The following is a 26,748-nucleotide window of genomic DNA, read 5'->3' as shown; positions in this document are numbered from 1 at the left end:
ATTTCAGAATTTCTCGGAAAAACCCTGTCAAGTGTTTTTTCAAAAATTGAGCTGAATAGTTACAAAGCAACAAATGCTTGTCCCTTGTAGGCTCCTCTCCCCGTAGAGAAGACTGCCATTACATGAGGCTTATTAATAATGTATCCGCCTGTGACTCCCGGGGAAAAAGAGTCGTTTGATACATCCATATCACCAGAATATTTATCGATGAATATGCCACGCGTAGCGGATAGTTTTACACCATATACGTCAGAGGCCAAGTTGGCGGCGTAAGATGGGGTTAGTGCAGACGTCATTTTTTATCCCTCCCAGGAACACAGAGTTTGAAGCAGTCCATAATCTCCATAAGTTTTCATTGGTTCGTTGAGCTCGCAAGATAGCTTCATCTCGCGGCCTTTTAGCTCCGAATTCTCGTCAGCTGAGCGTTTGGCATGAGCCCAAATTTTCTTCTCTGTACCATCGACGACGACAAAAAGTTCTTGCCCTATTACTATTTCGATAGGAAGCATCCGAGAGACAGAAGACTCGTATGCCGCCGGGAACTCAAAATAGCCATGCTCATCAGTTTGAGTACGCTCCTCGCGCTCTTCTTTCCATTCCCACCGCCGAATAATGGTCGCATTCTTTACGGGCTCACCGTTGTACGTTACATATGCTTTGACTGCAGAGAACACACAGGTCTTTCCTGGATTAAAAAATGACATGGCGAACATCTCCTGTGACAGAAAGCTCAGAATAATAATGACGGTAAGTTTGTTCATAAACAAAGCTCGAAAGTAAATCTATTGTTACGGTACTATGGTGGCCCCCGAGTGCCTCAGGCTGACTCGGCGAAGACTGAACATGCAGAGAAGCTCGGCTCAGCAGGTTGGTGAGCGGGGAGGGTAGGGCAGAGGCGATCATTTTAAGGAGACGTCCTTGGTCAGACTTAGTTGGCTTGAGGCTACCAAGCTTCGGCTTGTCAAGCAAGTAGCACGACGTAGAGATGTGATCCAGTGCCATAAGTGACTTACTAAGCAGCAGGCTTGGCTGTGAGGCAGCTTTCCCGACCCGTTTAGAGCCACTTTTTAGGATAGCGCTGGCCTGAAATACACCGGTGATACAAGTAGTCAAAGTCGACAATCAGCGCAGCTCCAGAGGCTACTGGCGTCAACAAGAAGTACCAGTTCTCTCCTGCCAGCATAATCAGCAAGGGATTGGCCCCGGCAGGAGGGTGCACCGTATTGGTAAGCATCATGGCTGTGACCGATAAACCGACCGCCAATCCTAGCGTCCATTCCTGCACACCGAGAAGGTGAGCCACCACCAGCCCTACGGCCGCCGTTATAACGTGGCCGGCGATAATGCGCAGGACTGAAGAGCTAGCTCATAACGAGGGACTACGAGAGAGGCAGAGTTTTATAGGAAGATGCTTGAGGTAAAGCCAAGGCGCTCGCGCCGCGAGCGCCTTGGAGGGGCTGCTTCACTAAAAGTTCATCCGTGCGCCAAGCCCCCACGTTGTGGCTTCTGAGCTCACGCCCAGGTCAAAAGTGGCTGAAATCTGCGGGGTGAAAAAGTAGGCCACGCCACCGTTGATACCGGTATCGCCATCGAAGGCGGTGCGATGAGCCAGCTCCACTTTGGCTTCCAGGTTCTCGGCGATAAATCCGCGAAGGCCACCGGCGATCACCAGGCCTGAATCGTCATTGCCCACGTCCACGTCGGTAGACTCGAAGCCAATGGTGCCGTACAGGTCGAACTGCTTATTGAAGGGGATGCGGTAGCCACCGGAGGCCGAAATGGTCATGGAGCCGCAGCCGCCTTCGCCACTTACGTCCGTGAGCGATGCCTGGCCAAAGAAGCCCTGCTGTATGTCCAGGCTGCCATAAACGTTCAGCCCATCTTGGCCACAGTCGTAGTCGTCCAGGTCCTGGTCCACGTAACGAAGGCCTGCGTAGTTGTAGCTGACGGCGTCAGCCAGCACAGGCAGGCTTAAAGCGGACAGAGCGCCGGCGATGGCTAGGCTACCAATTACTGCTTTTGATGACGTCATTGCTCTCTGGTCCTCACATAAATGGCTTAAAGAAATGAGTTGCGCGCGTTCAATTAACCCGATGTAGCATAACGTTTGCCCCCTAGGTGGACAACATACGCAGGGCGGCTTGCCCTGTTATTGTCGACAGCTTCACAGTTTGATGGCAGTCTGGGAACCGTGGGTGAGCGAAAGAGTCATAGGCGCTTCTGAGTTAAATTGTGCTACTGCATCAGCCGACCGTCGAACTTTCACTTCCCACGATAAATACTCCTCTATTTAGCGAAACAATATGCCGGATTCGTTCCGTTTCGATTGCTTTTAGGGCACCCTCCGAGATGTCTGTAGTTGTTAGCCAGCGTTGTTGCCAGTAAATCAGGTCCCGCAATAGTGGGCGGCTTTTCGCCACCTTTTACGCTTGACTTTTATCCGCCGGCGAACACCGAAGGCCGCCCGGAAGGTGCGGTAGGAGAATGAAGGGAATATACTCACGCCGGATAACCTAGAAGGTTGGCGGATACACTGCACAGTAATACGATCCATTAGAGCCACCTTTCAGGGTAGCGCTGTCCTGAAATTCCGCGGTGGTACAAGTATCCAAACCCGACAATCAGAATGGCGCCAGAGGCTACTGGCGTCAGTAGGAAATGCCAGTCCTCTCCCGTCAGCATAATCAGTAAGGGGTTAGCGCCGGCGGGAGGGTGCAACGTCTGGGTAAGCATCATAGCCGTGACCGATAACCCGACCGCCACACCCAGCGTCCACTCATGCACACCGAGAAAGTGAGCCACAATCAATCCCACAGCTGCGGTTATGACGTGGCCGGCAATCACGTTGCGCGGTTGAGCCAGTGGGCTGGCCGGTAACCCAAACAGTATAACCATGGTGGCCCCGAACGGGGCCATCAGCCACAGAGCACCGCTTTGGGAGCTGAGAAAGCTCAGTACGATGATGCAGCCGGTGGCGCCAATGCCGGCTAGCAGGGCGGCCTTTTGTTGATCATTGGCTTTTTGTAGGGTTTGCATGGGAGCGCCTCGAAAGAAGAGAATAACTGGGTAGACCGGTCTGTCTACTGCGTCATGGTAGACAGACCGGTCTCCCGGTGTCAATATGGTAATGACAGAATTGACGTGAGGTTGCCCGTGGAAAGAAGAGAACAGCTGGTCTCAGTCGCTTTCGACCTGTTCTACCGCTACGGCGTACATGCGGTCGGTATCAATCGGGTGCTTGCTGAGTCAGGCGTAGCGAAGAAGACGCTTTACAATCATTTTCCCGGCAAAGAGAATTTGGTGGCTGCCACGGTTGACTATCGGGACCGACAATTTTTGACGTGGATGGAGGGCCGTGTCCAAGGGGCGCCGGCAGGGAAGGAGGCACTACATGCGATGTTTCGCGCGCTTGATGAGTGGTTCCGTGGCCGGGATAATCAGTTTTATCCGTTTCACGGTTGCTACTTTATCAACGTGAGTGCTGAATTCGGTGACCCTGAGCACCCGATACATCAACAGTGTGCCCGTCATAAGAAAGCAATACTCGGTTTGATAAGGAACCATGTCTCCCAGCTCCTAGCCAGTGAGGAGGAAGTGATAAAGATGTCGGACGCCATAGCGACCTTGAAAGAAGGGGCCATTGTTCAAGCCCATGTTCTGGGGGATCTCCAGGCCGCTGCAAAGGCCTGGGCGATTGCAGAGGAGCTGTTGGACGCGAGATCACAGGGTTAGCGTAAAAAGGAGTGGTGAATGAGCCGGGATGCTGATCGAAAACATTGTGGTAGCTGGTTTGTTAAGGAGATGAGAGATGTCCAAAAAAGAAGCTGTGATGAATGATATTGCCGTTACCAGACTACTTCCAAATATCTGCACGGATAAAATGGAAGAGACCCGGGGTTTTTACGCGAAGCTGCTCGGGTTTGTTGTCGGGTTCGAGCATCAGGGTTGGTATATTCAAATGGCATCGCCGAGCGATCCTCAGCTTCAGCTCGGGATCATGCGTTTAGATCATGAGTTTACGCCGAAGGCGTTCCAGCATCAGGCTCAGGGGGTCATTATTTCCGCTCAGGTGGATGATGTCGATGCCACCTATGCCGCGGTGCAAAAGCAAGGCTTTGGTATTGCGCACGAGCTGTGCGATGAAAGCTTTGGCATGAGACGCTTTATGGTGGCCGACCCGAATGGGCTGCTCGTCAACCTGTTTTCATTTCCCTGAACCCTTCCGGCAAATCACCTAAGCCTGGCCCTCCAGGGCCTGGCTCCATCTGTCAGGCCCTGGTTTCTGTCGCTTGGCACTCGCATAGCTGGATGGTTATGATTTAAAGCATAACAACGGCCATCGCCCGGCTGGATTGGGTTCATTGGGTGACGTCGGCGAAGCAGGCGAGAACGCGCACAGCGGATCCGCGATGCCTGCGATTTGCTCGCGTCCGGTAAGAAGCGGGTGTGTTGTCTTGATCCGTCGGGCTACTACAGCAAGGCCTTCGCTGCGCCCAAGGCTGTTTAGTGTGGTGTCGCTATCGAGGGAGTTTCTGAAGAAAGGCGCTCCGGTCACTACCTCCTTGTCAGGGACCCGAAACGTTTTGCTTTGGAGAGATTACTCGATAAGCCCCACGGCGTCCATGTAGTAATCCGTGTAGGTGTTGTATTGGCCTCGCAGCCATACCAGGGCATCGTGCTCCTCGCCCGGAACGAACATGGGCCGGATGTTGTGGCGGGCCGGGTCGTGAGTGACTTGCTGCCATTCAGCGTTGGACGTTTCGTCCTCGGGGCCGATAATCGCCCGGAAGATCTGATGCTTTCCGTTCAGCGCCTCGCCAGTGGCGGGGTTAACGTCCGTTGAAATCGCCACCTCGGTTGGGTCCTCCGGGTTGAGGGTAATCAAGCCTGTGTAGCTGGCCTCTCGCTCGTACAAGCGGGTCCCGGCGTGGGCGACCTCGCGGTCGATCCACTTTTCGCCGTCCCAGGAGGCGATGCGGTACCGTTGGTCGTTGTTGCTCAGGTATAGGCTGTAGCCAATGTGCGGGTGGCCGTGCTCGTCGAGCACGATTGAGCTGGTCCAGGCGCTGTATTCAGCGCTAAGGTCCATACTCCGAAAGCCGCCTTCCCCGCCTTGAAACACTTTCTCTGCTTCCGAAGGTCTCAGGGGGCCATCCTCCTCAAGGTTTTTAATGAAGGTGCCATCGGCGTTGTAGAAGTTCCCATTTCGGAATTCGGTGTAGTACAGACTGGTGCCGTAGTCGCGGGGGTGGGCATCCGTGAAGGACACGCCCACGGTGTCTTGCCCGTTGCTGGCGTAGCGGGCGTAGGGGCGATGCCGCCCTTCCACTTCATTTTGAATAAAATGTTGGGCATCGCCCCAGGTTTTTCCCTCATCTTTGGAGGTGACGAGCGTGGGGTTCCAGTCGATACCGCGGTAGAAGTTGTACAGGGTGTTCTCGGTATCGAGGTGGACGAGGTTCATGTAGGTGACAGGCTCTTCAGCCTCGATGGTGTGTTCTTCGCCCCATTCCAGGTAGCTGTTCTGCTCGGAAAAGCGGTAGTAATGTTTGTTTTCCGTGCTGTGCCGGGCGTAGACGGCCAGGAGGGTGTCATCCTCGCGGGGGTAAAAAGCGGGGGTGTTATGGTCGTCGTGGTCGAAGTGCTTGTGCAGGGTGGTTCGGCCCTGGCGAGCATCGCTGCCCAGGTCGTACACGCCCACGGCGGCATCGCCGGCGCCGTTGCCAGCCACGCCCCCGACAATGAGTTGGCCCTTGTGAATGATGGCGCGCGGGTCTTGAAACCAGCACCAGCCACCGTTGTACATAAAGGTTCGGATGGCGGGGGCGGACGCTGTTTTGTCATCGCTCTGTTCGGCCTGGAACATTTTATAAAGCTCCGAGCCGGCGGCCAGAAAGGCACCCACGCCGTAGACTTCGGTGTAGTCGGGGAAGGAGTCTCCCGGCGCGGCGCCCACCGGTTGGACGTGGCCGAGTAGCCCTTCTTCGGTCACAGCGTCCGCGAGCGCTTGCCAGGCGCGCCGCACGACCGGCTCATAGGTTTCGCGGTCGAGGATGCCCTGATTGATGCCCCAGGCCAGGCCGAAGGTGAAGGAGGAGGTGCCGCTGGTTTCCTTGATGGGGTAGCCTGCTACGCCCCCGAGCAGGCCCATGGACCAGGTGCCGTCATCGCGTTGGATGGCTTTAAGCTTTCGGGCCATTTTTTTGTACAGCTTGAGATAGAAGTCGCGCTCTTCCCAGGTGGGGGGCAGGTCGGGAATCATCAGCGCCAGGCCGCCAAACACCCAGCCGTTGCCACGGGACCAGTAGATGTTCTCATCGTTTTTCTCGCGTTGTTCGAAAAAGCTCGAATCCCGGAAAAACAGGTGGTCTTCTTCGCTCCAGAGCAGCTCGTAGGTGGCCATATATTCCTGGTGCATGAATTCCAGGTACTTGTCTTCGCCGGTCACCTTCGCTAGCCGCGCCCAGACGGGGGGTGCCATAAACAGGGCGTCGCTCCAGCCCCAGCGGTCGTGGGCGTGGGTGTCCTCCGCGTCCCAGACCAGAGTGCCGGTTTTCGGGTTGTCCAGAATCCAGTTGAACTGCTCTCTGACGGGTTCCAGCATTTCGGGGTCATTAAAGTCCTCGTACAGGGCGAGGTAAAACTGGCCCACGGTGTGGTCGTCCGCGTGGTAGGGGCGCTTGTGCAGCGCCCAGTCATTGCGCTCGCCGATCATCATCAGCCACTGGGTGTACTTGGGGTCCTCGGCGATTTGGCGCCACTGGTTCATGCCGGCGTAGAGCGCGCCGTTGTGCCACTCCAGGTCGTGGTACTGCTCCCGGTTGGCCCAGTCTGGCGGGTCCTGGGGTAGGGCGCGGTATTTACCTTGTTCTTCGAAGTGCTCAATTTGCCAGTCAGCCACTTGCTTGGTCAGGGTCTTGACGGATTCGGGGGTGATTTCGTGAGGTTGTGACTCGGGCGTGTGCTGGCAGCCAAGCAACAACGACAGCGTGCCCAGCCAGAGGGCGTGTGCGATGGGTCTCATGCGGTTGTTCTCCACTCTCGGGTTGTTCTTTAGGGTTTTATTGTTGATTGAGGGTAAATGGTATCACCGTTGTTAATACAATAGTACATATTGGCTTTAAGAGAGGGCTGGGGCCGGGGGAGGGCCGCAGCGCTTGGCCTGGCAGCGGTATTGGGACGGGGTAATGCCCTCCAGGCGCTTAAAGAAGCGCTGAAAGGCCGACTGGCTGTTGAAACCGCACTGCAGCGCAATTTCCAGTATGGTTTCTTGGCTGTTTTCCGTTAGTCGCCGCTTCACTTCCTCCACCCGGTGGTAGTTAATAAACTCAAAAAAGTGTTTGTGGTGGTAGGTATTAATCAGTGTCGATACCTCGCGGGGCCTGAGGCCACAGTAGGCCGAAAAGGCATGCAGGTTAATGTGAGCGTCTAAATGGAGCTGTTTGTGGGTAATGGCCTGGTCGATAAGCCGCAGCTTTTCCGCTTGCGAGGTGGCGGGGGCGCGGCCGACGGGCGGTTGGGGAGGGGGAGAGGCATCATTAGGCATGCGGGTACGAGGCTCCTTCATTATTATTAGAGTAGATTTTGGCTGAAAAATGTGACCGAATCGATACTCCCCCGGCCGAATTGCACAAAGTGGGTAGCCTCAGAGCGTGGAATGCCGCTCAATAGGGCCTCGGTGGTGACGCCACCGGCCTATTCATAATAATACCTTCAAAGGAGGCTAGCGATCATGAGGTTATCACTCGTTAAACGAATCGTGCCTGCGTTTTCGGCTTTGGTTCTATCGGTATCGGCAATTGGCGCCCTGGCGGACGTCGCACCCATTACAACGGACGGCAATCAATTGCTGTTCGGGGGCACGCCCGACAGCGTGGCGGGGCCCAGTTTGTTTTGGAGTAATGATGGTTGGGGCGGCGAGAAGTATTACACGGCCGGCGCCGTACAAACCGTCGCCCAGGACTGGAATGCGGAACTGGTTCGTGCCGCTATGGGTGTGGATGAACCCGGCGGTTATTTGGAAAACCCGGAGGGCAACCTGAACAAGGTCCGTACAGTCGTGGACGCGGCCATTGCCAACGATATGTATGTCATCATTGACTGGCACAGTCACCACGCCGAGGACTATACCCAAAGTGCGGTTACTTTCTTTGAGCAAATGGCCTCCGAGTACGGACAGCACGATAATGTGATTTATGAGATTTATAACGAGCCGCTCAGTGTCTCCTGGAGCGGGACTATCAAGCCTTACGCGGAACAGGTGATTTCGGCCATTCGCGCCATCGACCCGGACAATCTGATTATTGTGGGCACGCCCACTTGGTCACAGGATGTGGACGCAGCGGCCAATGACCCCATTACCAACTACAGCAACATTGCCTACACCTTGCACTTCTATGCGGGCACTCACACCCAGTTCCTGCGGGATAAAGCTCAGTATGCGTTGGACCGGGGCATCCCCCTATTCGCGACCGAGTGGGGCACCGTGGACGCCGATGGCGACGGCAACGTGGCTCGCAATGAAACCAATGTTTGGATGGATTTCTTCGAGCAGAACAATATCAGCCACGCCAACTGGGCGTTAAACGACAAAGACGAAGGCGCATCCGCCTTGGTGGCTGGTGCCAGTGCCAATGGCGGCTGGTCAGACGGTCAGTACACTGCCTCGGGCACCTTGGTTCGCGAGATTGTTCGAAACTGGAGTGATGGCGACACCGGAGACAATGGCGATACCGGGGACAACGGTGACCCTAACGGCTGTGCCGCTGTGGCTGTGCCGGGAAAAGTGGAAGCGGAAAATTATTGCTCAATGAGCGGTGTGCAGACTGAAACCACTTCGGATAACGGTGGCGGTGAAAACGTTGGCTGGATTGAGTCCGGCGATACCCTGACTTACGCCCTTGATGTGCCCCAAGCAGGCGTTTATGAAGTGAGCTACCGTTTGGCGTCATTGGACAATGGGGCGTACTTTGAGCTGGAAGCCGCCAACAGCGGCACGGTACTGGATGTGGTGCAAGCCTCCGCCACCGGCGATTGGCAAAACTGGACCACGGTGCAAAGCGAAGTGGACCTTTCGGCCGGGGAGCAGGAAGTGACCCTTCGGGCCACCGGGGACGGTTGGAATATCAACTGGTTTGAAGTAACGCAACGCAATGGCGCCGGCAGCTCTTCCAGCCAGTCGTCCAGTTCGGCTCAGTCCTCTAGCTCCAGCCAGTCCTCAAGCAGTTCCTCGCCCAGCACGCCGGGTGATTCAACCTGTAATGCGGGCAATGCCATCAGCGGCGGTGGCAGCCCGGTGACAGTGTCACAGGGGCAATGCATCTCCTATGAGCACGGCAGCGGCCAGCTGCGCCTGGGTAGCTGGAACGTGAGCGATGGGGTGTTGTATGACATCACCAATTGCAACGGCCAGACCCTGAGCGATGTGGCGCAAGTGGTCAACGGCTTTAGCGCCGTCTCCACAGGGGCCACTCACTGCACGCACTACATTTATGTTAAGCAGGCCCCCAGCAGCTATACGCTTCAGCTCGGCAGCTGGTAAAGCGCTGATAGTGAAATGTAAAGAAACGGCGGGCGTTTGCCCGCCGTTTTTTTTGAGGGCTCGAACCCCGTTAAGCGGATGGGGTAAACTCGCGCTATATCCGATTTGCAACGAGGCGCTTATGAGTCCCCCCTACAAACGGCTTCTTCTCAACTGCGACATGGGCGAGAGTTTCGGCCCCTGGCGAATGGGGCGCGACGAAGAGGTGATGCCGTTGGTGGATATGGCCAATATCGCCTGCGGTTTTCACGCCTCCGACGCCGTCACCATGACCCGCACTCTGCTGTTGGCTAAGCAAGCCGGTGCGACGGTGGGGGCGCACCCCAGTTACCCTGATCTAGTGGGGTTCGGGCGTAGGAGCATGCAGTGCAGCCCTGTGGAGATTGTGTCTCTGGTGCAGTATCAGATGGGCGCGCTGGCCGGGTTGGCCCGGGCGCAGGGGCTTTCGCTCGGGTACGTGAAGCCTCACGGTGCGCTCTATAACGATATGATGAATAACCGTGATGTTCTACGCGCGGTGCTGGAAGCGGTTGCCGCCTATGATGCCTCGCTCCCCTTGATGGTACTCGCCACGGCGGATAACGCCTCGGTAGCGAAAGTCGCCCGCGAGTTCGGTGTTTCCCTGTTATTCGAAGCGTTTGCGGACCGTGCCTATGACGAGCGGGGCCTGCTGGTGCCGCGCGGGCGAGAGGGCTCGGTTTATACCGAACAGGCCCGCATTCTGGAGCAGTCGCTTCGGTTGGCGGAAGAGGGCACGCTGGTGACGCAGTCGGGCAAGGTGCTGGCCCTCGCCCCCGACACGCTTTGCGTGCATGGTGATAACGACGAGTCCGTGAACGCCGTGCGCGAGATTCGCATGGCGTTCAACCGCCTATATGGAGCCGCCTGACCGTGAGGCCGTGGGTAGTGGAAACGGCCGGTCCGGACGCGCTGATGGTTCGGTTTGGAGAGACCATTACGCCGAAGCTTGTTCCCCTCATTCGCGGGGCAAGTGACCAGCTGCGTCGCGAGCTGGGTGAGCGCCTGTATGACCTCATTCCCTCCTACACAACACTGATGATTGTTTTTGACCCGCGACAACTATCGGTGGAAGAGATGGCGGGGCGAGTGAGCGATGTGCTTCAGTACCTTGAAGCGACCGAAGAAAGCGTCGGTGAACTGATTGAGATTCCTGTCTGGTACGATCTTTCCGTAGGGCCAGACCTTGAGCGGGTGGCTCGGTATAACCGCCTGAGTGTGGAGCAGGTGATTGAGCAACACAGTGCTGTTGAGTACCACGTATTTGCCATTGGCTTTGCCCCCGGCTTCGCTTATATGGGAGAGGCCCCGCAAGCGCTCGCCACACCGAGGTTAGACACGCCGCGCCCCGCCGTTCCTGTTGGTTCGGTCGCCCTGGCCGATCGCCAAACCGCCGTCTACCCCATTGAAACCCCCGGCGGCTGGAACCTGATTGGACGCACCCCGGTAAACATGTTTGATCGCGAGCGGGCGGCACTTTGTCCGGTCAGTGCCGGTGACCGGGTTCGCTTTGCGCCTATCTCCCGGGCGGAATATCTCGCGCAAGGAGGGCGGTTGCCGCCAGCGTCGTGGCAGGAGCGAGGAGGAGCCCGGTGAGTGTCTGCGGGCTGAGGGTAATCAAGCCCGGGCCGCTGACCTTGCTGCAGGACCGCGGGCGGTTCGGTTACCAGCACTTGGGGCTATCGCCCGGAGGCGCGGCGGATGAGCACGCTTTTTTGTGGGCCAACCGGCTTTTGGGCAATGCTTCCAATGCGCCGGCGTTGGAAATCACCCTGGGGGGCTTGTCTCTGGCAGTGGAGCGGTCGCTGCAAATCGCCCTAACCGGCGCGGACCTGCGGGCGAGCGTGAATGGCCGCTCGCTCAAACCCTGGCGCACTCACACTCTGGCCGCCGGTGACCGGCTGCAGTTTGGTTATGCAAGCGACGGCGTGCGGGGCTATCTGGCGGTGCGGGGCGGGTTTGAGGTGGCCCTGTGTTTTGGTTCGGTGGCCACGGTCACCCGCGAAAAAATGGGTGGGCTCGATGGCGTAGGGTCGCCGCTTCAAGCCGGTGATGAATTGGCCTGCCCGGAGATGGGCCTGGTGGCTGAGCGCAGCGTCCCCTCGCGGTTTATTCCCGATTACCGGCAGCCTTTGACGTTGCGGCTCATGGCAAGTGAACACAAAGGCTGGTTTAGCGCGGCGGCCTTGGAGCGTTTGTATCGTTCGGAGTACCGGCTATCGCCGCGCAGTGACCGTATGGGAGCCCGCCTGGAAGGCGAGGCGGTAGAGTCGCTGGTGGGGGGCATTGTTTCCGAACCGGTTCCTTTCGGGGCGGTGCAGGTGCCGCCGGATGGCGTACCCATCGTGTTACTGAAAGACCGGCAGACCATCGGTGGCTATCCGAAACTCGGCACCGTCCACCCACTGGACGCCTTTGCGTTGGCTCAGCGCCAGCCCGGTTGCCCCATCCGCTTTGCACCGGTCACGGTGGAGAACTGTGCGGAGCAATACAATGAGTTCCAGGGGTTTATGGACGGCGTGCGGGTAAGTTAGAGGAACAGCAGGTCGATCAATACCAGGGCGATGGCCGCCCACTCGCCGATATTCACCACTCGAAATGGGACATCGTAGCGTCGGGCGAAGGCGTGGTCCCGCGCTTGAGGTAAATCTTTGTAGTCCTTTCGGGTGACATACCGCTCCAGGGATTTGGGGTGCACCAGCAGCGTTTTGGCCAGCGGGGGCTCACCCAAATCCTGCCAGACATCCGGGTGGTTTTGCCGACTGTTTTCGATAAAACGCCAGTTGAGCAGCGCCTGCAGCATTAGGAATAGAAAAAGCGGCCCCAAGGTTAACCAGGCAGACATAGCGTGTCTCCTCGTTTTTATTTGTCTGGTGTTTTTTCCGTAGTGTACCGGCTCCGGGCGCCAATGCCCACCATGGAGTTCCGTTCAGGAGGCCGTTTCCGCTAGCTTGATCGGGTGGGGGAGGGCCAACGGGAAGGCACGACGAAGGTGCGCTCTGTTTCCACCCAGCGGGCGTGTTCGGCATCGAAACTCATTTGTGCAAACAACCGGGGGCGATGGTGCTCGCGGACCGTTTGCAGTGTGGCCAGTGTGTCCTCGGCGTTGGGCACCTCCTCTTGGACCCAGGGCCCCAGCCAGTGAGGTTTGCGCAGCGCCACCCAATGGTGGGTATCGGCATCGGTGAGCGTGTCGAGGTGGCGCCAGTGGCCGCGCCAATGGTCTGAGGGAACGTTCGCCGGTGGCGACCATTGCCTGTGGGAGGGGTAGAAAAGGTAGCCCGGCATGAAAAGGCGGGCCACCTGCGGTGGCTCGATGCCGGCGTGGCGCAGCGCGGCGAGAGTTTCCGGGCGCTCAATCATCCGGCTTTGATGGCCGAGCAGGTGGTCGGTTTTGATGTCCAGCCGGTCCCGGGCGTTGGGCCCGTACCATAGTGGCACTCCGCTCTGGGGCGAGGGGTGACCCAAATAGAACTTCACGGCGATCTCGTGGTGCTCTACTTGCCCGGTGTGCGGGTGGCGCAGTATGAAGTCCAACTCTCCCAGTGTCCGTCCCTCCCCTCTTACGGGCAGATTGTGCGCCAGCAGTTCCCAGCCCAATAAGTCTGTCATCAGGCAGGCGTATAGTCGTTCGAAGTACTGGCCCAAACGCTTCTCGGGCGCCTGTTTCAATGCCAAGGGAGCGGTCTGGGGTGCTTGGTCCCATTGAGCCAGACGCGCCGCAATTTCTGGGTTCTCGGGAAGCTGAAGCGCCTGCTCGCTGAGCAATAGGTTTGGTGCCCCCAGCATCCAGGCGAGGTGGCGAATGGCGGGTGTTTGGAAGCGGTTTAGGGGCGGCCGACGGCTGTAGGTCTTCATCGCCCCAGTGTATCGCAAACGCGGCATCTGGTTCTCTGTTGTTAGCGATCACATCGCGGTATGATGAGGTTGTTAGAGAGGCTGGACAATTGAGGTAGAGGCTATGCCTAGAGCTGCAAAATATGATCGCAAAGTTGCGCTGGATAAAGCGGTGACGCTGTTTTGGGCTCGGGGCTACCACGCGACGTCGCTCAAGCAGTTGGAGCAGGCGCTGGATATGCGCCCGGGCAGTTTATACGCCGCCTTTGGCAGCAAGCAGTCGCTGTTCATGGAGGCGCTGGATGTTTACACCGCTCAAATGTTGAACTTGCTGGAAGCCCACTTGGAAAGTGCTGCGTCTCCGTTGCTGGCGTTGCAGAGCTTTTTACGGGACTTGGTGCTTGGCGATACCCCGGATCACGAACTGCCGGCCCGCGCCTGCATGATCGTGAAAACGTTGATGGAGGTGACCGAAGAGGAAGAACCTCTGGGCATCAAGGTCAACGAGTTGCTGGCGGATATGGAAGAGATTTTTGAAGATCTGTTGGCCCGCTCACGTCGTGAAGGAGAGCTGCGCTCGGATGTGGATTGCGTTCGGCTGGCCCGACTCGTCCAGGTTCAGGTCATGGGGCTGCGCTCCTACGCCCAGCGTCAAGTTACGGCAAAAGAGTTGGAGCCGCTTCTGGCCGATATTAACAGCCTGCTGGACAGTTATCGCGTTCGCCACTAGCGCTTTTTAGGTTCATTGCTCTTCTTCTGAGGAAAGCTCGGAAGCGGGGAGGCCGGTAGCCGCCTCCGGGCTAAGCGTTTCGCCCAGTTGCTGCAGCGCCTGGGTTAGCGCCTCGTCAGTGAGGTGGTCACTATCCACAGTCCAGCGCTCCACCGGGGGCCAGGCCTGGTCCCAACTCTGAGCTTTCTCGCCCTGCGCCAAAGAGGCTTTTAAGGGAGGCTTCCCGAGGTTTATGAGTTCGCCGACGCCCTTGAGGGCGCTGGCGGTAGGCTGGTGAGTCTCGCCCGCGAAACGGTTGTGGGTCTGCTCCGAATCGGCCGACGGTTCGATGGCCCTCGGCAACCGGTCTTGTAGCAGTACGCGCAACCCGTCGCGCAGCAGGGCGACGCGACTGGCGGGGTGGAGGTTTCGGTAGGTGCGGTACCAGCGGTCCTCCGTGGCCAGCCAGCGCTCCTGAGTCGTTGCTAAGTCATCCTGAAGAAGCTGGCTGATCAGCCGCAGGAGCTCCCGCCGGCGGTTGTTGGGTAGCTGGCCTTCGGTCAGCTCGGCGGACAGCTGCTCATCGCGGGGCTCGGTTTGGTGAGTATAGTCTTTCACTGACCGCCCTCCCTTTTCCCCCCACAGCAGGAATTCCAGGGCGTGAAGTCCCAGTACCACATCCGAGTCGTCTGTCAGCCCATGCTGGTCCCTAAGTGTCCGGGCGGTGAGGTTGAGGGTGATGTCGTTAACGATCCCGCTGTAGGGGTAGCCCTCAATCGAGTCGAGATAGCCGGGTTGCAGCGGATGGGCGTCGACGGCAAACCGCACCCGCTCAAGCTCGCCAAACAAGCCGGGATTGCTGTCCGCAAGGGCCAGTAGTGGGTCCAGCCGATGCCACCGGTTGTGGCATTCGTGCCACTGGGCGCGGGCGCTATCCAGCCCGGCCTGATCGGGCGAGGCCAGAAATGTCTCTATGTTGTCGTGAAGTGACTGGCAACGGCTCTGGGCTTCGCTCAACCACTCGGTCCCCTGATGCCAGGCGGCCAAAGTGGACTCGGCCAACCCGGGGTCGGGCTCGCCCAATGGGGCGGCCGGGGGCTCGGAGGGGGCGCCGGTGGTGCTTTCCGGTTCACCCGAATCACAGCCCCACAGAAGCAGGGCGCTGATGAGTAGCAGGCAGGTACGCGGGAACACTGTGTTAGTCTCTCAAGCTGATGATGGGCCATTGCCGTTCCCGAGCGGCTTGCGCCAGTCGGGGGTCCGGGTCCACGGCCGTGGGGTGACCCACCGCTTCGAGCAGGGGCAGGTCGTTGGCGGAGTCGCTATAGAAGTGGCTGTCCTCCAGCCGGTGCGGAAAACGCTTCAGCCATTCATTCAAACGCGTGACTTTGCCCCCTTGAAAGCAGGGCGTGCCGGCGGGCCGACCGGTATAGCCGGTCTCGGTGCGCTCGGCTTCGCTAGCCAGCAGGTGGGGAATCCCCAGGCGCTCGGCAATCGGGCCGGTTACCAGGCTGTTGGTCGCGGTAATGATCAGCAACTGGTGCCCCAGGTCCCGGTGCTTTTGCACCAGTGCCTGCGCTTTATCAAGCATTAGCGGCTCGACCCAATGGGCCATGAACTCCCGTTGCAGGTCGGCGATCTGCTCATCGCTCAGCCGAGCGAAGGGCGCCAAGGCAAACATCAGGTACTCCTGAATGTCGAGCGTGCCGTCTTGGTAGGCGCGGTAAAAGTCGTCGTTGCGGGCTTTGTAGACCTCGCGATCGACCAGCGCTTTGTGCACCAAAAATTCGCCCCAACGGTGGTCGCTATCACCGGCGATCAGGGTATTATCCAGGTCGAAAATGGCCAGACTCACGGGGTACCTGCGGTTAATGATTGAATGGCCGCCTAGGATAGCCGCTCGGCGGGCCGGGCTCAACTGTGCTAATTGCTGATTCAGTTGGGTTTATGGAACAATAGGCCAATTAGCGATTTGCTGAAACGAGATTGATAACTACTTAAGGTTAAGGATTGGCAGAACCCCGTGATTGACGCCGAAGGTTTTCGCCCCAACGTGGGCATTGTTTTGACCAACGACCAGGGCCAGGTGCTTTGGGCCCGGCGCGTGGGGGGGCAGGATGCGTGGCAGTTTCCCCAGGGCGGCATCCACGACGGGGAATCCCCCGAGCAGGCGCTTTTTCGGGAGCTTCAGGAGGAGATCGGCCTGACCCGTGAGGATGTGGAAGTGCTGGCCTGCACCCGGGGTTGGCTGCGCTACCGGCTGCCGAGCCGCCTGGTGCGCCACAACTCCCAGCCTCTGTGTGTGGGCCAGAAGCAGAAGTGGTTTCTCTTGCGGTTGACCTCCCCGGAGGGGCGAATCTCTCTGGAAAACGGCGGGCGTGCCGAGTTTGACGACTGGCGTTGGACCAGCTATTGGTACCCCCTTGGCAAAGTGGTGGCTTTCAAAAGGGAAGTCTACCGCCGGGCGCTGAAAGAACTGGCGCCTTTTCACAGTCACCTGGAGGCGGGCCGCTACAGCGGCTCCCTTCCCTCGGCCGGGTCGTTATGCTGAATTCGCTGCGCTCCATTGTTCAAGAGGTTAATGCCGCCCGGGACCTGAAAACCGCCTTGGCGATCATTGTCTCCCGGGTGAAGACTGCCATGCACACCGAAGTGTGCTCGGTCTACCTGCGTGGCCCGGAAGGCGACTACGTGCTGATGGCCACCGAAGGCCTCAACACCGACGCAGTGGGGCAGGTGCGCCTGAAGGCCGATGAAGGCTTGGTGGGGCGGGTCGTTACCCGCGAAGAACCCATTAACCTGGAGCAGGCCGAGACCCACCCCAATTACCAATACTTTCCCGAAACCGGGGAAGAACGCTATAGCTCCTTCCTTGGGGTACCCATTATCCACCACCGCAAAGTGCTGGGCGTACTGGTTGTTCAGCAGGTGGAGCGTCGTCGGTTCGACGAGGGCGATGAAGCGTTTCTCGTAACCATGTCGGCCCAGTTGGCCGGCGTTATCGCCCACGCCGAGGCCACGGGCGTGATGCTGGCTATTGGCGAGGGGGCTGCTCAGGCGAAGTTTATTGGGGTTTCCGGGGCACCCGGTATCGCCATGGGAGAGGGGGTGGTTATTTCGCCCCCCGCCGACTTGCGCTCAGTGCCGTTCAAAGCGTGCTCCGACGTGGAGACCGAGCTGGCCTTTTTCCAAAGGTGCCTGCAGGCGGTTCGGGAAGACATAAAAGGGCTGGGCGAGCAGCTCAAACTTCGTCTGAACCGGGAGGAGCAGGCGCTGTTTGACGCCTATCTGGCGATGCTAAATGATGCTTCCTTGGGCAAAGAAGTGACCGAGCGGATTCGCCAGGGCACCTCCGCTCCCTCGGCCTGGGCGGATGTGATTCTTGAGCACGAACACACCTTCAATAGCATGAACGATGCGTACTTGCGCGAACGGGCAACGGACCTGCGGGACCTGGGGCGGCGCGTACTCGCTTACCTGCAGGAATCCAACCAAAAGTGCCGCATTTACCCGGACCAAACGGTACTGATTGGTGAAGAGCTCACCGCCTCCATGCTGGGTGAAATCCCCAAGGATAAACTCGCTGGTTTGGTTTCGGTGCAGGGTTCCAGCAATTCCCACGTTGCCATTTTGGCTCGGGCCATGGACATTCCCACGGTCATGGCCGCCGTGGACCTGCCTTACACTCAGATGGAAGGCCGGCCGCTTATCGTCGACGGCTATAAAGGAACGGTATACAGCGATCCGGGACAGGAGCTGCGCAAGCACTACAAGGCCATTTTCCTGGAAGAGCAGGAGTTGGTGAAAGGCCTTGAGGCGCTCAAGGACCTGCCCTGCGAAACCACCGACCATTACCGCTTGCCACTGTGGGTTAACACGGGCTTGATGACCGATGTGGTGCGCTCGCTGGAGCGTGGGGCGGAAGGGGTTGGCTTGTACCGAACGGAAGTACCCTTCCTGCTGCGCGATCGCTTCCCCAGCGAAGAAGAGCAGCGCAACATTTACCAGGAGCAGCTGTCCGCTTTTGCGCCTCACACGGTGACCATGCGAACCCTGGATATCGGCGGGGATAAGGCGCTGCCGTATTTCCCGATCGAGGAGGCCAACCCGTTTCTGGGCTGGCGCGGCATTCGGGTAACCCTGGATCATCCAGAGATTTTTCTGGCCCAGATCCGGGCCATGATCAAGGCCAGCGAGGGCTTGGATAATCTGCGAATCCTGCTGCCCATGATTACCAGTGTGCCCGAGCTGGAAGCGGCGAAAGTGCTGATTTACCGTGCCTTCAACGAGCTGCTCGAAGAGGGTCACTCGGTTAAGCTGCCCCCCATCGGCGTCATGATCGAAGTCCCCTCGGCGGTATACCAGGCGCGAGAGCTGTCGGCGCGGGTGGATTTTCTTTCCGTGGGCAGTAACGACCTCACGCAATACCTGCTGGCGGTGGACCGCAACAACGCCCGGGTGGCGGACGTGTACCAGGCCTTTCATCCCGCCGTGCTGCGGGCGTTGCGCAGCGTGGTCGACGACGGCCACGCCGAGGGCGTCAGTGTCGGTATCTGTGGCGAGCTGGCCGGGGACCCCGGCGCGGCGATTCTGCTGATGGCCATGGGCTATGACGTTCTGTCCATGAACGCGACGAACCTGCCCAAGGTTAAGTCGGTTATTCGCAGTGTCAGCCTGGAACAGGCCCGGTCGTTGCTGTCGGAAGTGATGCTCCTGCCGGATGCGGACCAAATACGCCAGCGCGTGGACGACACTCTTCGCGACCTCGGGGCGACCCGGTTGCTTCGGCTGGCCACGACCGACTAGCAGGCTGTGTTCCCCGGACAACAATGGTAGTATTCCCCGGCTTCCGCCCACTGATTGCGAACCCCGAGACCTATGACCTATCCCGACATTGACCCTGTGGCCGTGAGTATTGGCCCTTTCGAGTTTGGGGGCCAATCCTACGGCCCGTTGGACATTCACTGGTACGGGCTGATGTACCTTATCGGCATCGGCTTGGCATGGTTCCTGGCGCTGCGCCGTGCCGGCCTTCCCCACACTGTGGTACAGCGCTCCCACGTGGAAAACCTGGTGACCTATGTGGCCTTCGGGGTCATCCTTGGGGGGCGTGTGGGTTATGTGTTTTTTTACCATTTTGATTATTGGCTGAGCGACCCCTTGTGGCTGTTCCGAGTCTGGGAAGGCGGTATGTCCTTCCACGGTGGCCTGCTCGGGGTGATTGTGGCGCTGGCGCTTTTCTCTTGGCGGGCGCGCCTGTCGTTTCTGGCGCTCAACGATTTTGTCGCGCCGCTGGTCCCCATCGGTTTGGGCTTCGGTCGGCTGGGGAATTTCATCGGTCAGGAGCTTTGGGGTCGCCAGGCGGATGTACCCTGGGCCATGGTCTTTCCGAAGGACCCGGAGGGGCTGGCTCGCCACCCCTCCCAGCTCTATCAGGCCACCCTTGAGGGGCTGGTACTGTTCTCGGTGCTTTATTGGTATTCCGCCAAGCCTCGGCCCAGAGGGGCTGTGGCGGGGTTGTTTCTGGTCCTCTATGCCTGCTTCCGAATCTTTGCCGAGTTCTTCCGCGAGCCGGATCAGCATATTCAATTCGACCTGTTCGGCTGGGTGACTCGCGGGCAACTGCTGTCACTGCCAATGTTGTTGCTCGGCATCGGCCTGCTGGTATGGAGTCGCCAGCGTCAGCGGCAGAGGCCCTCGAACGGCCAGTGAATCGTCCTCCAACGTAATTGAGAGAAGACTTATGCAGCAGTACCTGGCGCTCATGCGCGATGTCGTGGAGAACGGCTTGGACCGGGGCGACCGCACCGGCACGGGGACCCGCTCGGTGTTTGGGCGTCAGCTTCGCTTCGACCTCTCCCGCGGGTTTCCTCTGGTGACCACCAAAACCGTCCACCTGAAAAGCGTGATTGTGGAATTGCTCTGGTTCCTCCAGGGGCGCACCGATGTGACCTGGTTGCAGGAGCGGGGCTGTAAGATCTGGAACGAATGGGCCACGGCCGAGGGCGACCTGGGCCCGGTTTACGGCAAGCAGTGGCGCAGCTGGGCCTGTCCGGATGGGCGAACCATCGATCAAATCAGCGATGTGGTCGAGCAAATTCGCCACAAACCCAACTCGCGCCGCCTGATCGTCAGTGCCTGGAACCCCGCCGACTTGCCGGATGAGTCCGTCAGCCCTCAGGAGAATGCCGCCGAAGGGCGAATGGCGCTGGCGGCCTGTCACACCCTCTTCCAGTTTTACGTGGCCGAAGGCAAACTCTCATGCCAGCTTTATCAGCGCAGTGCCGATCTGTTTCTGGGGGTGCCCTTCAATATTGCCAGTTATGCCCTGTTAACTCACATGATCGCTCAGCAGTGCGATCTGGAGGTGGGCGAGTTCGTACACACCTTTGGCGACTGCCACCTGTATCAAAATCACCTGACCGACGATATTGTTTTTGAGCAGTTGCGGCGCGAGCCACGACCGCTGCCCCGGCTGGTGATTAAGCGCAAACCGCCAAGCCTGTTCGATTACCAGCTGGACGACTTTCAGTTTGAGGGCTATGACCCTCACCCGAGAATTAAGGCGCCGATTGCGGTATAGCGGCGCTGGCTGGGCATAGGAAGGAGAGCACCATGAAAGTGTCACTGATTGTGGCGGCCGCGCGCAACGGTGTAATTGGCCGCAACAACGAGTTGCCCTGGCGTCTGCCGGAGGACCTCAAATACTTCAAGTCCGTCACCATGGGTAAACCGGTGATTATGGGGCGCAAAACCCATGAATCCATCGGTCGCCCTCTGCCGGGCCGGCTGAACATCGTTATCAGCCGTCGGCCCCAAACCTCCGAGTCGCCCAATTTGCGCTGGGTCGACAGCATTGAGGCGGCGCTGGCGCTGGTTCGGCAAGAGCAGCCGGACTTGGCGGAAGTCATTATCATGGGTGGGGAGGAGATTTATCGTCAGAGTTTGCCCCTGGCCGATCGTGTCTATCTGACTCGAGTGGAGGCGAATGTGGAAGGCGATGCTTTCTTTCCTGCCCTGGATGAAACACACTGGCGCCTGTCCCGGGAGCGTACGGGGGCAGAAACTGAGCCTTACCGTTACGTTTTTCAGGAATTTGAAAGGGTGACAACTTGATGACAGCAAAAGCAGCTGGTTAATTGTTGATCAGTTGTTACCTGAGGGAGGCAGTCAAGGTGACTTTTTGTTACCTGGTTGGGTAGATTGGTAGCATTTCGGCAGCCGTTTCCCCAAAGCATTGAATGTGAACTCACGGTCTTATTACAATGCGGCGTTCTTGGCTGCCTCCTAGAGGCTCTGCCTGCCTTTTGAGGCAAAGTGTGGATAACGTGTTGTGTGGCAGCTTTTCTGTCGCATACTCATCTGATGCAAGCACCCGAGTTGGGGGAAATATGAAAAAGCAGCGATTGAAAGCCGTGGCTCTGACCACCGCGCTTTCTGCCGGCGCGCTAATGGGTAGCGTTGCCGTGGCAGATGAAACCCTGGAGCAAATTATCCAGGTCGGTGAGGCCAAAACCGCAATGGCCCAAGAAAGCCAGCAGCGCATTGATCGCCTGGCACAGGAAGCCGATGACCTAATGCAGCAGTTCAAGACTGTAAACAAGGAAATTGAGGGCTTGCGCACTTATAACCTTCAGCTTGAGCGGCAAATCGAAGCCCAGCAGCGCGTTCTGAAGGACCTGGATCAGTCCATTGAACAAGTGACTGTTATCGAGCGTCAGATTCAGCCGCTGGTAATGGACATGCTTGATGCGCTGGAGCAGTTTGTTGAGCTGGATATGCCCTTCCACCTGGAAGAGCGCCGCGCTCGCATCGAGATGCTGCGCGAAAACCAGGACCGCGCGGATATCTCCGTGGCGGAAAAGTTCCGCCAGGTTCTGGAAGCCTATCGCATCGAGTCCGAATACGGACGGTTCCTCGATACCTACCGCGATACCTTGGAAGTGGACGGTCAGCCGCGCGAAGTGAATATTCTGCGCGTTGGTCGGATCTCTCTGATGTATCAGACTACCGACACCGAGCAGCAAGGTGCCTGGGACAAAGAACAGGAAGCCTGGGTCCAGCTGGATGATTCCTACCGTAACCACATTCTCAAAGGTTTGCGTATTGCCCGTGACCAGGCAAGTCAGGACATCATGATGTTACCCGTTCAGGCTCCGGAGGCAGCACAATGAAGATGACGTTTTTGAAGGGCTCTCTGGTTGCCCTGGCAGCGGGTCTGCTGAGCACCAATGTCGCCCTGGCCCAAGACGCCGATAAGGCCGGTACGCTCGATGAGCTGCTGGAAATGGTTCGCGAGTCTCGTGTGAACGAGTCTCAGGAGCACCGTCAGCGCGAAGCGCGCTTCCGTCAGGAGCGCAACCAGCAGCAACAACTGCTGGAAGAGGCTCGCAACCTGCGCGTGCAGGAAGAGCAGCGCTCCGAAACTTTGGAAGCTCGCTACGACGAACAAGAGCTGGAAGTAGATGCCAAGCGCTCTCAGTTGAACGAGCGTCTGGGTTCTCTACGTGAGTTGTTCGGCCACCTGACCTCTACCGCTGGTGACCTGCGCTCCACGATTCAGACTTCCATCATCAGCGCTCAGTACCCCAACCGTGGTGAATTCCTGGCGGGCCTGATCGACAAGATGAACAGCAACACTCGTCTGCCGAGCATCGATGAAATCGAGCGCCTGTGGTACGAGCTGCAGCGTCAAATGGTCGAAAGCGGCAAGATCGTCAGCTTCAACGGCGAAGTGATCAAGCCCAACGGCGACAAGATGGAACAGGAAGTGGTCCGTATCGGTTCCTACAACCTGGTTTCCGAAGGCAAGTACCTGGCTTTCATTCCCGATGGTGCCAAGATGGAGCAACTGGCTCGCCAGCCCTCCGGCAACATCCAGGAGTCCGCGGCCAATCTGCAAGCAGCCGAATCCGGCCTGGTGCGCGTAGGCATCGACCCGACTGGCCCGACCGGCGGCTCTCTGCTGACTGCGCTGATCGACAGCCCCACTTGGGGTGAGCGTTGGCACCAGGGCGGCGGTGTTGGGTACGTGATCACCGCGGTGGGTGTGTTCGCCTTCCTGTTGGGTATCTGGCGCATCATCGTTCTGACTCTGGTTAACGCCAAGGTAAGCTCTCAGTTGAAGTCCAGCACTCCGAGCGAGAACAACCCGCTGGGTCGTGTATTGAAAGTAGCTGATGACAACAAAGGCGTTGATCCCGAGACTCTGGAACTGAAGCTTGAAGAAGCCGTTCTGAAAGAGCGTCCGAAGATCGAAAGCGGTCTGTCCTTGCTGAAGATCATCGCCGCCGTTGCGCCGCTGATGGGTCTGCTGGGTACCGTGGTCGGTATGATTCTGACCTTCCAGGCCATCACCATCTTCGGTGCGGGTGATCCCAAAAACATGGCCGGCGGTATCTCCTCCGCGTTGATCACCACGGTATTGGGTCTGGTCGTAGCGATCCCCACGGTTCTGCTGCATACCCTCGTCAATGGCCGCGCCAAGCGTATCATCCACATCCTGGATGAACAGACCACCGGTATTGTGGCCGAAAACGCTGAGCGCAAGTAGGAGATAAACCATGTTGGCAATAATGGAAGCGTTTGCAGCCATTAAAGCCTTTTTGGATCAGGGTGGCTTTGTGCTAGTGCTCATCGCCATCCTCACCTTCTTGATGTGGACCCTCATCTTTGAGCGGTTCTGGTACTTCAAGGGGGGTCTGAAAAGCGATGTCCAGGCGGCGCTGGATCAGTGGGAAAGCCGCAGTGAGCGCAAGTCCTGGAATGCCCGTCAAATCCGTGAGGCAATGATTTCTCGCATTTCCGAGAAGATCAACACCAACATGGATATGATCGCGACCATGGTGAGCCTGTGTCCGTTGCTGGGTCTTCTCGGCACGGTCACTGGGATGATCGAGGTGTTTAACGTACTCGCAATGACCGGCGGCGGCGATGCCAAACAGATGGCTGGCGGCGTGGCCAAAGCGACGATTCCAACCATGGCAGGCATGGTGGCAGCCCTTTCGGGTCTGTTTGCCAATACCTACCTGGAGCGGATTGCCGAGCGCGAAAATCACCTGTTTGCCGATCACCTGACGATGGATCACTAAGGCCGACACCCAGTTTTAACCGGTATTTAAGAGATATCCCATGAGCAGGAACAATCAGAAAGCCGAAGAAGAAGCCCAGGCCATTGACTTGACGCCCATGCTCGATGTGGTGTTCATCATGCTGATCTTCTTCATCGTGACTGCTACATTTATTAAAGAGACGGGGATTGAAGTTACTCGACCTGAAGCGACCATGGCCGATCCCAAGGAAGAAGCCGCGATTCTGATTGGCGTTAATGAAAATAACGAAATCTGGATCGATAAGAAGCAGGTGGACAAGCGTGGTGTCCGGGCGCAGATCGAGCGTTTGCAGGCCGAAAACCCGAATGGGACAGTGGTTATCCAGGCGGATCAGGGAGCGGACATGGAATTTGTCATCTCCATCACTGAGTCTGCGCGCGAACTGGGCATTACCAACGTCGCTGTCTCCACTGAAGAGAACTAGGCTGCTATGAATTTTGCAAGAGTAGGTATTGCAGGGGCACTGTCGGTCGTTATAACGGTTGCCCTGTTGTTTTTGATGCAATCTCTGATCAACGCCGACCTTGGTCAGGACGATGAGCCCGAAGACCGCAAAATCGCCGATATTCGCATGCCGGATACGGAGATTGAGACGCAGTATGAAGCGGCCAAGCCTCAAAAGCCGGAGAACCCGAACGAGCCTCCCCCGGATATTCCGGAACCGGAGTTCGAGTCTCCGGACGTTGACGCTGGCGCTTTGAATATGGCGGCGCCGAGTATGGGGCTGGACATGAACATGGGCACCGGTGGCAACTTCTCCGGCGACGGCGAGTATATGCCGATCGTCGCGGTGGCTCCCGAGTACCCGCGTCGTGCCGCCTCCCGGGGTATTGAAGGCTTTGTAACGGTGCAGTTTACCGTGACCCCCAGTGGGGCCACCCGTGACGTTAAAGTCGTTAACGCAGTGGATACTGAGGGTAACGAAACCAGCATCTTCAATCGCTCGGCGATTCGTGCGGCGGAGCGGTTTAAGTTCCGTCCTCGCGTGGTGGATGGCGAGCCGGTGGAAGTAGCCGGTGTGAGCTATCGTTTCGTCTTCGAGCTGCAGGATGACTAGGTTGGGGGTTAAGACAGTGAATAAAGTGAAAGCAACGATTGCGGGCACTCTGAATCGCAGCCTGTTGGCCGCGGCTCTGGTCACCGCTCCCGCCGTATCCACCGTCGTCGCCGATGCGTTCGCGCCGGAAGCGGCCTGGACCTTGGGCACCGCAGCGGCTCAGGAGCTGATTCGGCCCGCGAGTGAGCCACCGGAACCCCGTCGGATTCCCGGTATCAGCCAGCGGTTGAATGAAGAACTGTCGGAAGTACAGTCCTTTATTGATCCCGAGGAAGACTCTGGTCAGGAGCCGGATCTGGGTGAGGCACTCAATCTCCTTCAGGAGATGGAGTCCAACATCAGCGAGTACAACGCGTACGAGCAGGCCCAAATTTATAACTTCCTGGCTAACGTGCACTACCAGCAAGACAATACGCTGCGTACCATTGAAGCGTTTGAAAAAGTGGTGGCACGTTCTCCCCAGATTCCGACCGGCATGGAAACAGGTACTTGGCAGGTGCTGGGCAAACTGCACATGCAGGAAGAGAACTTAGATGCGGCACTGGAAGCGTTTAAAAACTGGACGAACCTGGTAACCAGTATCAACGCCGACCAGTACTACACCTTTTCGCTGCTGTTCTATCAAATGGGGCAGGAAGATCGGGCGTTGGCGCACGTGAACAAGGCGGTCAGCATGACCGAGGCCGAAGGAAAGGTTCCCGACGAAAACTGGTTCGCCATGCAGCGTTTGCTGTACTTCGAGCGGGAAGACTATCAGGCCACGGCCAATGTATTGGAGAAGATGGTTAAGCACTATCCGAAAGTCTCCACCTGGCGTCAGCTGTCTGACATGTACAGCTTACTGGAGCGCTTCGACGATCGCTTGCATACCCTGGAAGTAGTGTACCTGCTCGGTGGTCTGGATAAAGAGAACATCCTGGTTTCCATGGCTTCCTTGTACCTGGACCGCGAGGTGCCCTACAAGGCAGCCAAGGTTTTGGACAAGGGCATCTACGAAGATGAGATTATCGAGCCCACCGCTCGCAATCTGGAGCTTCTGGCCAACTCCTGGAGCCTGGCCCAGGAAACCGAAAAGGCAATGATGGAAATGGAAAAGGCCGCCGAGAAATCGGACGAAGGTGATCTGTTTGCGCGCCTGTCAGCCATCTATATGCTGAATGATCGCTACGAGGAGTCCGTTGACGCGGCCAAGGAAGCTCTGGACAAAGGCATTGACCGGCCGGACCAGGTTTACCTGAGAATGGGGACCGCTTACGTGAATTTGGAACAGTACGACAAGGCCATTGAGGTTTTGAAAGAGGCTGCCAAAGATAAGCGTAGTGAAGAAGCGGCGAAGCAGTGGATTAAATACTCCGAAGGCGAGAAGAAGCGCGAAGAGGAACTGCGTCGCCAGGAAGAGCGCTACCAGGAACGTAAGAAAAAGTGGGAAGAGGAAGACGGACTGTCGCTGCCAGGCGGCCCGGCCTAATTCACT

28 protein-coding genes are annotated in these 26,748 nt (G+C 57.9%); 18 read left to right on the top strand and 10 right to left on the bottom strand.

From position 1 onward, the window contains the following. Positions 1–299 precede the first annotated feature (299 nt). From AAE514_RS10725 to AAE514_RS10715, 4 genes are all read right to left on the bottom strand, one after another. Positions 300–761, bottom strand: coding sequence for a DUF6795 domain-containing protein (locus AAE514_RS10725; protein WP_347331535.1), 462 nt, complete (start codon positions 759–761; stop codon positions 300–302). 293 nt (positions 762–1,054) lie between these two features. Further along, entirely contained in the window at positions 1,055–1,342 is a 288-nt protein-coding gene (locus AAE514_RS18590) for an HPP family protein (protein ID WP_430623895.1), read from the bottom strand. A gap of 123 nt (positions 1,343–1,465) precedes the next feature. Then, entirely contained in the window at positions 1,466–2,032 is a 567-nt protein-coding gene (locus tag AAE514_RS10720; RefSeq protein ID WP_347331534.1) for an outer membrane beta-barrel protein, read from the bottom strand. Between the two features lie 521 nt (positions 2,033–2,553). Beyond that, a complete protein-coding gene (locus AAE514_RS10715; RefSeq protein WP_347331533.1) occupies positions 2,554–3,036 on the bottom strand; it encodes an HPP family protein in 483 nt (160 codons plus the stop codon). A gap of 117 nt (positions 3,037–3,153) precedes the next feature. Between AAE514_RS10715 and AAE514_RS10710 the strand changes: the two genes are divergently transcribed. Continuing rightward, a complete protein-coding gene (locus AAE514_RS10710) occupies positions 3,154–3,732 on the top strand; it encodes a TetR/AcrR family transcriptional regulator (protein WP_347331532.1) in 579 nt (192 codons plus the stop codon). A 76-nt stretch (positions 3,733–3,808) separates the two neighbouring features. Next, entirely contained in the window at positions 3,809–4,216 is a 408-nt protein-coding gene (locus tag AAE514_RS10705) for a VOC family protein (RefSeq protein WP_347331531.1), read from the top strand. Positions 4,217–4,597: 381 nt separating this feature from the next. Here AAE514_RS10705 and AAE514_RS10700 read toward each other — a convergent pair whose 3' ends face one another. Together AAE514_RS10700 and AAE514_RS10695 are read right to left on the bottom strand one after the other, a co-directional pair. Further along, a complete protein-coding gene (locus AAE514_RS10700) occupies positions 4,598–7,024 on the bottom strand; it encodes a glycoside hydrolase family 88 protein (RefSeq protein ID WP_347331530.1) in 2,427 nt (808 codons plus the stop codon). Between the two features lie 96 nt (positions 7,025–7,120). Then, positions 7,121–7,546 carry a helix-turn-helix domain-containing protein gene (locus tag AAE514_RS10695; protein WP_347331529.1) on the bottom strand — a complete coding sequence of 142 codons (426 nt, stop codon included), beginning with the start codon at positions 7,544–7,546 and terminating at the stop codon, positions 7,121–7,123. Positions 7,547–7,732: 186 nt separating this feature from the next. On the opposite strand from AAE514_RS10695, the gene AAE514_RS10690 reads away from it, so the two are divergent. The 4 genes from AAE514_RS10690 (at position 7,733) to AAE514_RS10675 (ending at position 12,093) form a co-directional block, all read left to right on the top strand. Beyond that, complete coding sequence (locus AAE514_RS10690; protein ID WP_347331528.1) at positions 7,733–9,541, top strand: cellulase family glycosylhydrolase; 1,809 nt, start codon at positions 7,733–7,735, stop codon at positions 9,539–9,541. 121 nt (positions 9,542–9,662) lie between these two features. After that, positions 9,663–10,430: a 5-oxoprolinase subunit PxpA gene (locus AAE514_RS10685; protein WP_347331527.1), complete on the top strand. Its 768-nt coding sequence runs from the start codon at positions 9,663–9,665 to the stop codon at positions 10,428–10,430. Positions 10,431–10,432: 2 nt separating this feature from the next. Beyond that, positions 10,433–11,155: a 5-oxoprolinase subunit PxpB gene (gene pxpB, locus AAE514_RS10680; RefSeq protein WP_347331526.1), complete on the top strand. Its 723-nt coding sequence runs from the start codon at positions 10,433–10,435 to the stop codon at positions 11,153–11,155. Further along, positions 11,152–12,093 (top strand): 5-oxoprolinase subunit C family protein, encoded by a 942-nt coding sequence (locus AAE514_RS10675; protein WP_347331525.1) that lies wholly within the window; start codon positions 11,152–11,154, stop codon positions 12,091–12,093. The genes pxpB and AAE514_RS10675 overlap by 4 nt, the downstream gene beginning before the upstream one ends. Here AAE514_RS10675 and AAE514_RS10670 read toward each other — a convergent pair. After that, positions 12,090–12,404, bottom strand: coding sequence for a hypothetical protein (locus tag AAE514_RS10670; RefSeq protein ID WP_347331524.1), 315 nt, complete (start codon positions 12,402–12,404; stop codon positions 12,090–12,092). The two genes, AAE514_RS10675 and AAE514_RS10670, sit on opposite strands and share 4 nt — an antisense overlap. Before the next feature lie 101 nt (positions 12,405–12,505). Further along, the gene (locus AAE514_RS10665) at positions 12,506–13,444 is read right to left on the bottom strand and encodes a DUF1853 family protein (protein ID WP_347331523.1); all 939 of its coding nucleotides are present in this window, start codon (positions 13,442–13,444) and stop codon (positions 12,506–12,508) included. Positions 13,445–13,520: 76 nt separating this feature from the next. Between AAE514_RS10665 and AAE514_RS10660 the strand changes: the two genes are divergently transcribed. Beyond that, complete coding sequence (locus AAE514_RS10660; protein WP_347331522.1) at positions 13,521–14,126, top strand: TetR/AcrR family transcriptional regulator; 606 nt, start codon at positions 13,521–13,523, stop codon at positions 14,124–14,126. A gap of 12 nt (positions 14,127–14,138) precedes the next feature. Here the strand turns inward: AAE514_RS10660 and AAE514_RS10655 are convergent, their stop codons facing one another. Together AAE514_RS10655 and AAE514_RS10650 are read right to left on the bottom strand one after the other, a co-directional pair. Continuing rightward, positions 14,139–15,299, bottom strand: coding sequence for an imelysin family protein (locus AAE514_RS10655; RefSeq protein ID WP_347331521.1), 1,161 nt, complete (start codon positions 15,297–15,299; stop codon positions 14,139–14,141). 4 nt (positions 15,300–15,303) lie between these two features. Continuing rightward, positions 15,304–15,960 carry a histidinol-phosphatase gene (locus tag AAE514_RS10650; RefSeq protein ID WP_347331520.1) on the bottom strand — a complete coding sequence of 219 codons (657 nt, stop codon included), beginning with the start codon at positions 15,958–15,960 and terminating at the stop codon, positions 15,304–15,306. Positions 15,961–16,128: 168 nt separating this feature from the next. Here AAE514_RS10650 and AAE514_RS10645 point away from each other — a divergent pair, with 168 nt between their 5' ends. The 11 genes from AAE514_RS10645 to AAE514_RS10595 all read left to right on the top strand — a co-directional run bounded on the left by AAE514_RS10645 (position 16,129) and on the right by AAE514_RS10595 (position 26,742). Further along, a complete protein-coding gene (locus AAE514_RS10645; protein WP_347331519.1) occupies positions 16,129–16,656 on the top strand; it encodes an RNA pyrophosphohydrolase in 528 nt (175 codons plus the stop codon). After that, entirely contained in the window at positions 16,650–18,911 is a 2,262-nt protein-coding gene (gene ptsP / locus AAE514_RS10640) for a phosphoenolpyruvate--protein phosphotransferase (protein ID WP_347331518.1), read from the top strand. Before AAE514_RS10645 ends, ptsP begins: the two co-directional genes overlap by 7 nt. Positions 18,912–18,983: 72 nt before the next feature. Further along, on the top strand, positions 18,984–19,817 hold the full coding sequence (gene lgt, locus AAE514_RS10635) for a prolipoprotein diacylglyceryl transferase (protein ID WP_347331517.1): 834 nt from the start codon (positions 18,984–18,986) through the stop codon (positions 19,815–19,817). Positions 19,818–19,848: 31 nt separating this feature from the next. Beyond that, a complete protein-coding gene (locus AAE514_RS10630; RefSeq protein ID WP_347331516.1) occupies positions 19,849–20,688 on the top strand; it encodes a thymidylate synthase in 840 nt (279 codons plus the stop codon). A gap of 32 nt (positions 20,689–20,720) precedes the next feature. Beyond that, positions 20,721–21,221 (top strand): dihydrofolate reductase, encoded by a 501-nt coding sequence (locus AAE514_RS10625; RefSeq protein WP_347331515.1) that lies wholly within the window; start codon positions 20,721–20,723, stop codon positions 21,219–21,221. Between the two features lie 275 nt (positions 21,222–21,496). Then, a complete protein-coding gene (locus AAE514_RS10620; RefSeq protein WP_347331514.1) occupies positions 21,497–22,279 on the top strand; it encodes a DUF3450 domain-containing protein in 783 nt (260 codons plus the stop codon). Then, positions 22,276–23,658 carry a MotA/TolQ/ExbB proton channel family protein gene (locus tag AAE514_RS10615; RefSeq protein WP_347331513.1) on the top strand — a complete coding sequence of 461 codons (1,383 nt, stop codon included), beginning with the start codon at positions 22,276–22,278 and terminating at the stop codon, positions 23,656–23,658. The genes AAE514_RS10620 and AAE514_RS10615 overlap by 4 nt, the downstream gene beginning before the upstream one ends. Positions 23,659–23,668: 10 nt before the next feature. After that, on the top strand, positions 23,669–24,196 hold the full coding sequence (locus AAE514_RS10610) for a MotA/TolQ/ExbB proton channel family protein (protein ID WP_347331512.1): 528 nt from the start codon (positions 23,669–23,671) through the stop codon (positions 24,194–24,196). 40 nt (positions 24,197–24,236) lie between these two features. Continuing rightward, a complete protein-coding gene (locus AAE514_RS10605; RefSeq protein WP_347331511.1) occupies positions 24,237–24,641 on the top strand; it encodes an ExbD/TolR family protein in 405 nt (134 codons plus the stop codon). Positions 24,642–24,647: 6 nt separating this feature from the next. Further along, positions 24,648–25,274 (top strand): energy transducer TonB, encoded by a 627-nt coding sequence (locus AAE514_RS10600; RefSeq protein WP_347331510.1) that lies wholly within the window; start codon positions 24,648–24,650, stop codon positions 25,272–25,274. A gap of 25 nt (positions 25,275–25,299) precedes the next feature. Next, on the top strand, positions 25,300–26,742 hold the full coding sequence (locus AAE514_RS10595) for a tetratricopeptide repeat protein (protein ID WP_347331509.1): 1,443 nt from the start codon (positions 25,300–25,302) through the stop codon (positions 26,740–26,742). Positions 26,743–26,748: the final 6 nt, after the last annotated feature.

Origin of the sequence: Marinimicrobium locisalis, assembly GCF_039822625.1 — a bacterium.
Classification (GTDB): domain Bacteria; phylum Pseudomonadota; class Gammaproteobacteria; order Pseudomonadales; family Cellvibrionaceae; genus Marinimicrobium; species Marinimicrobium locisalis.
Note: the sequence above shows the minus strand (reverse complement) of the source record. Positions and strands in the feature narration are given on the sequence as shown.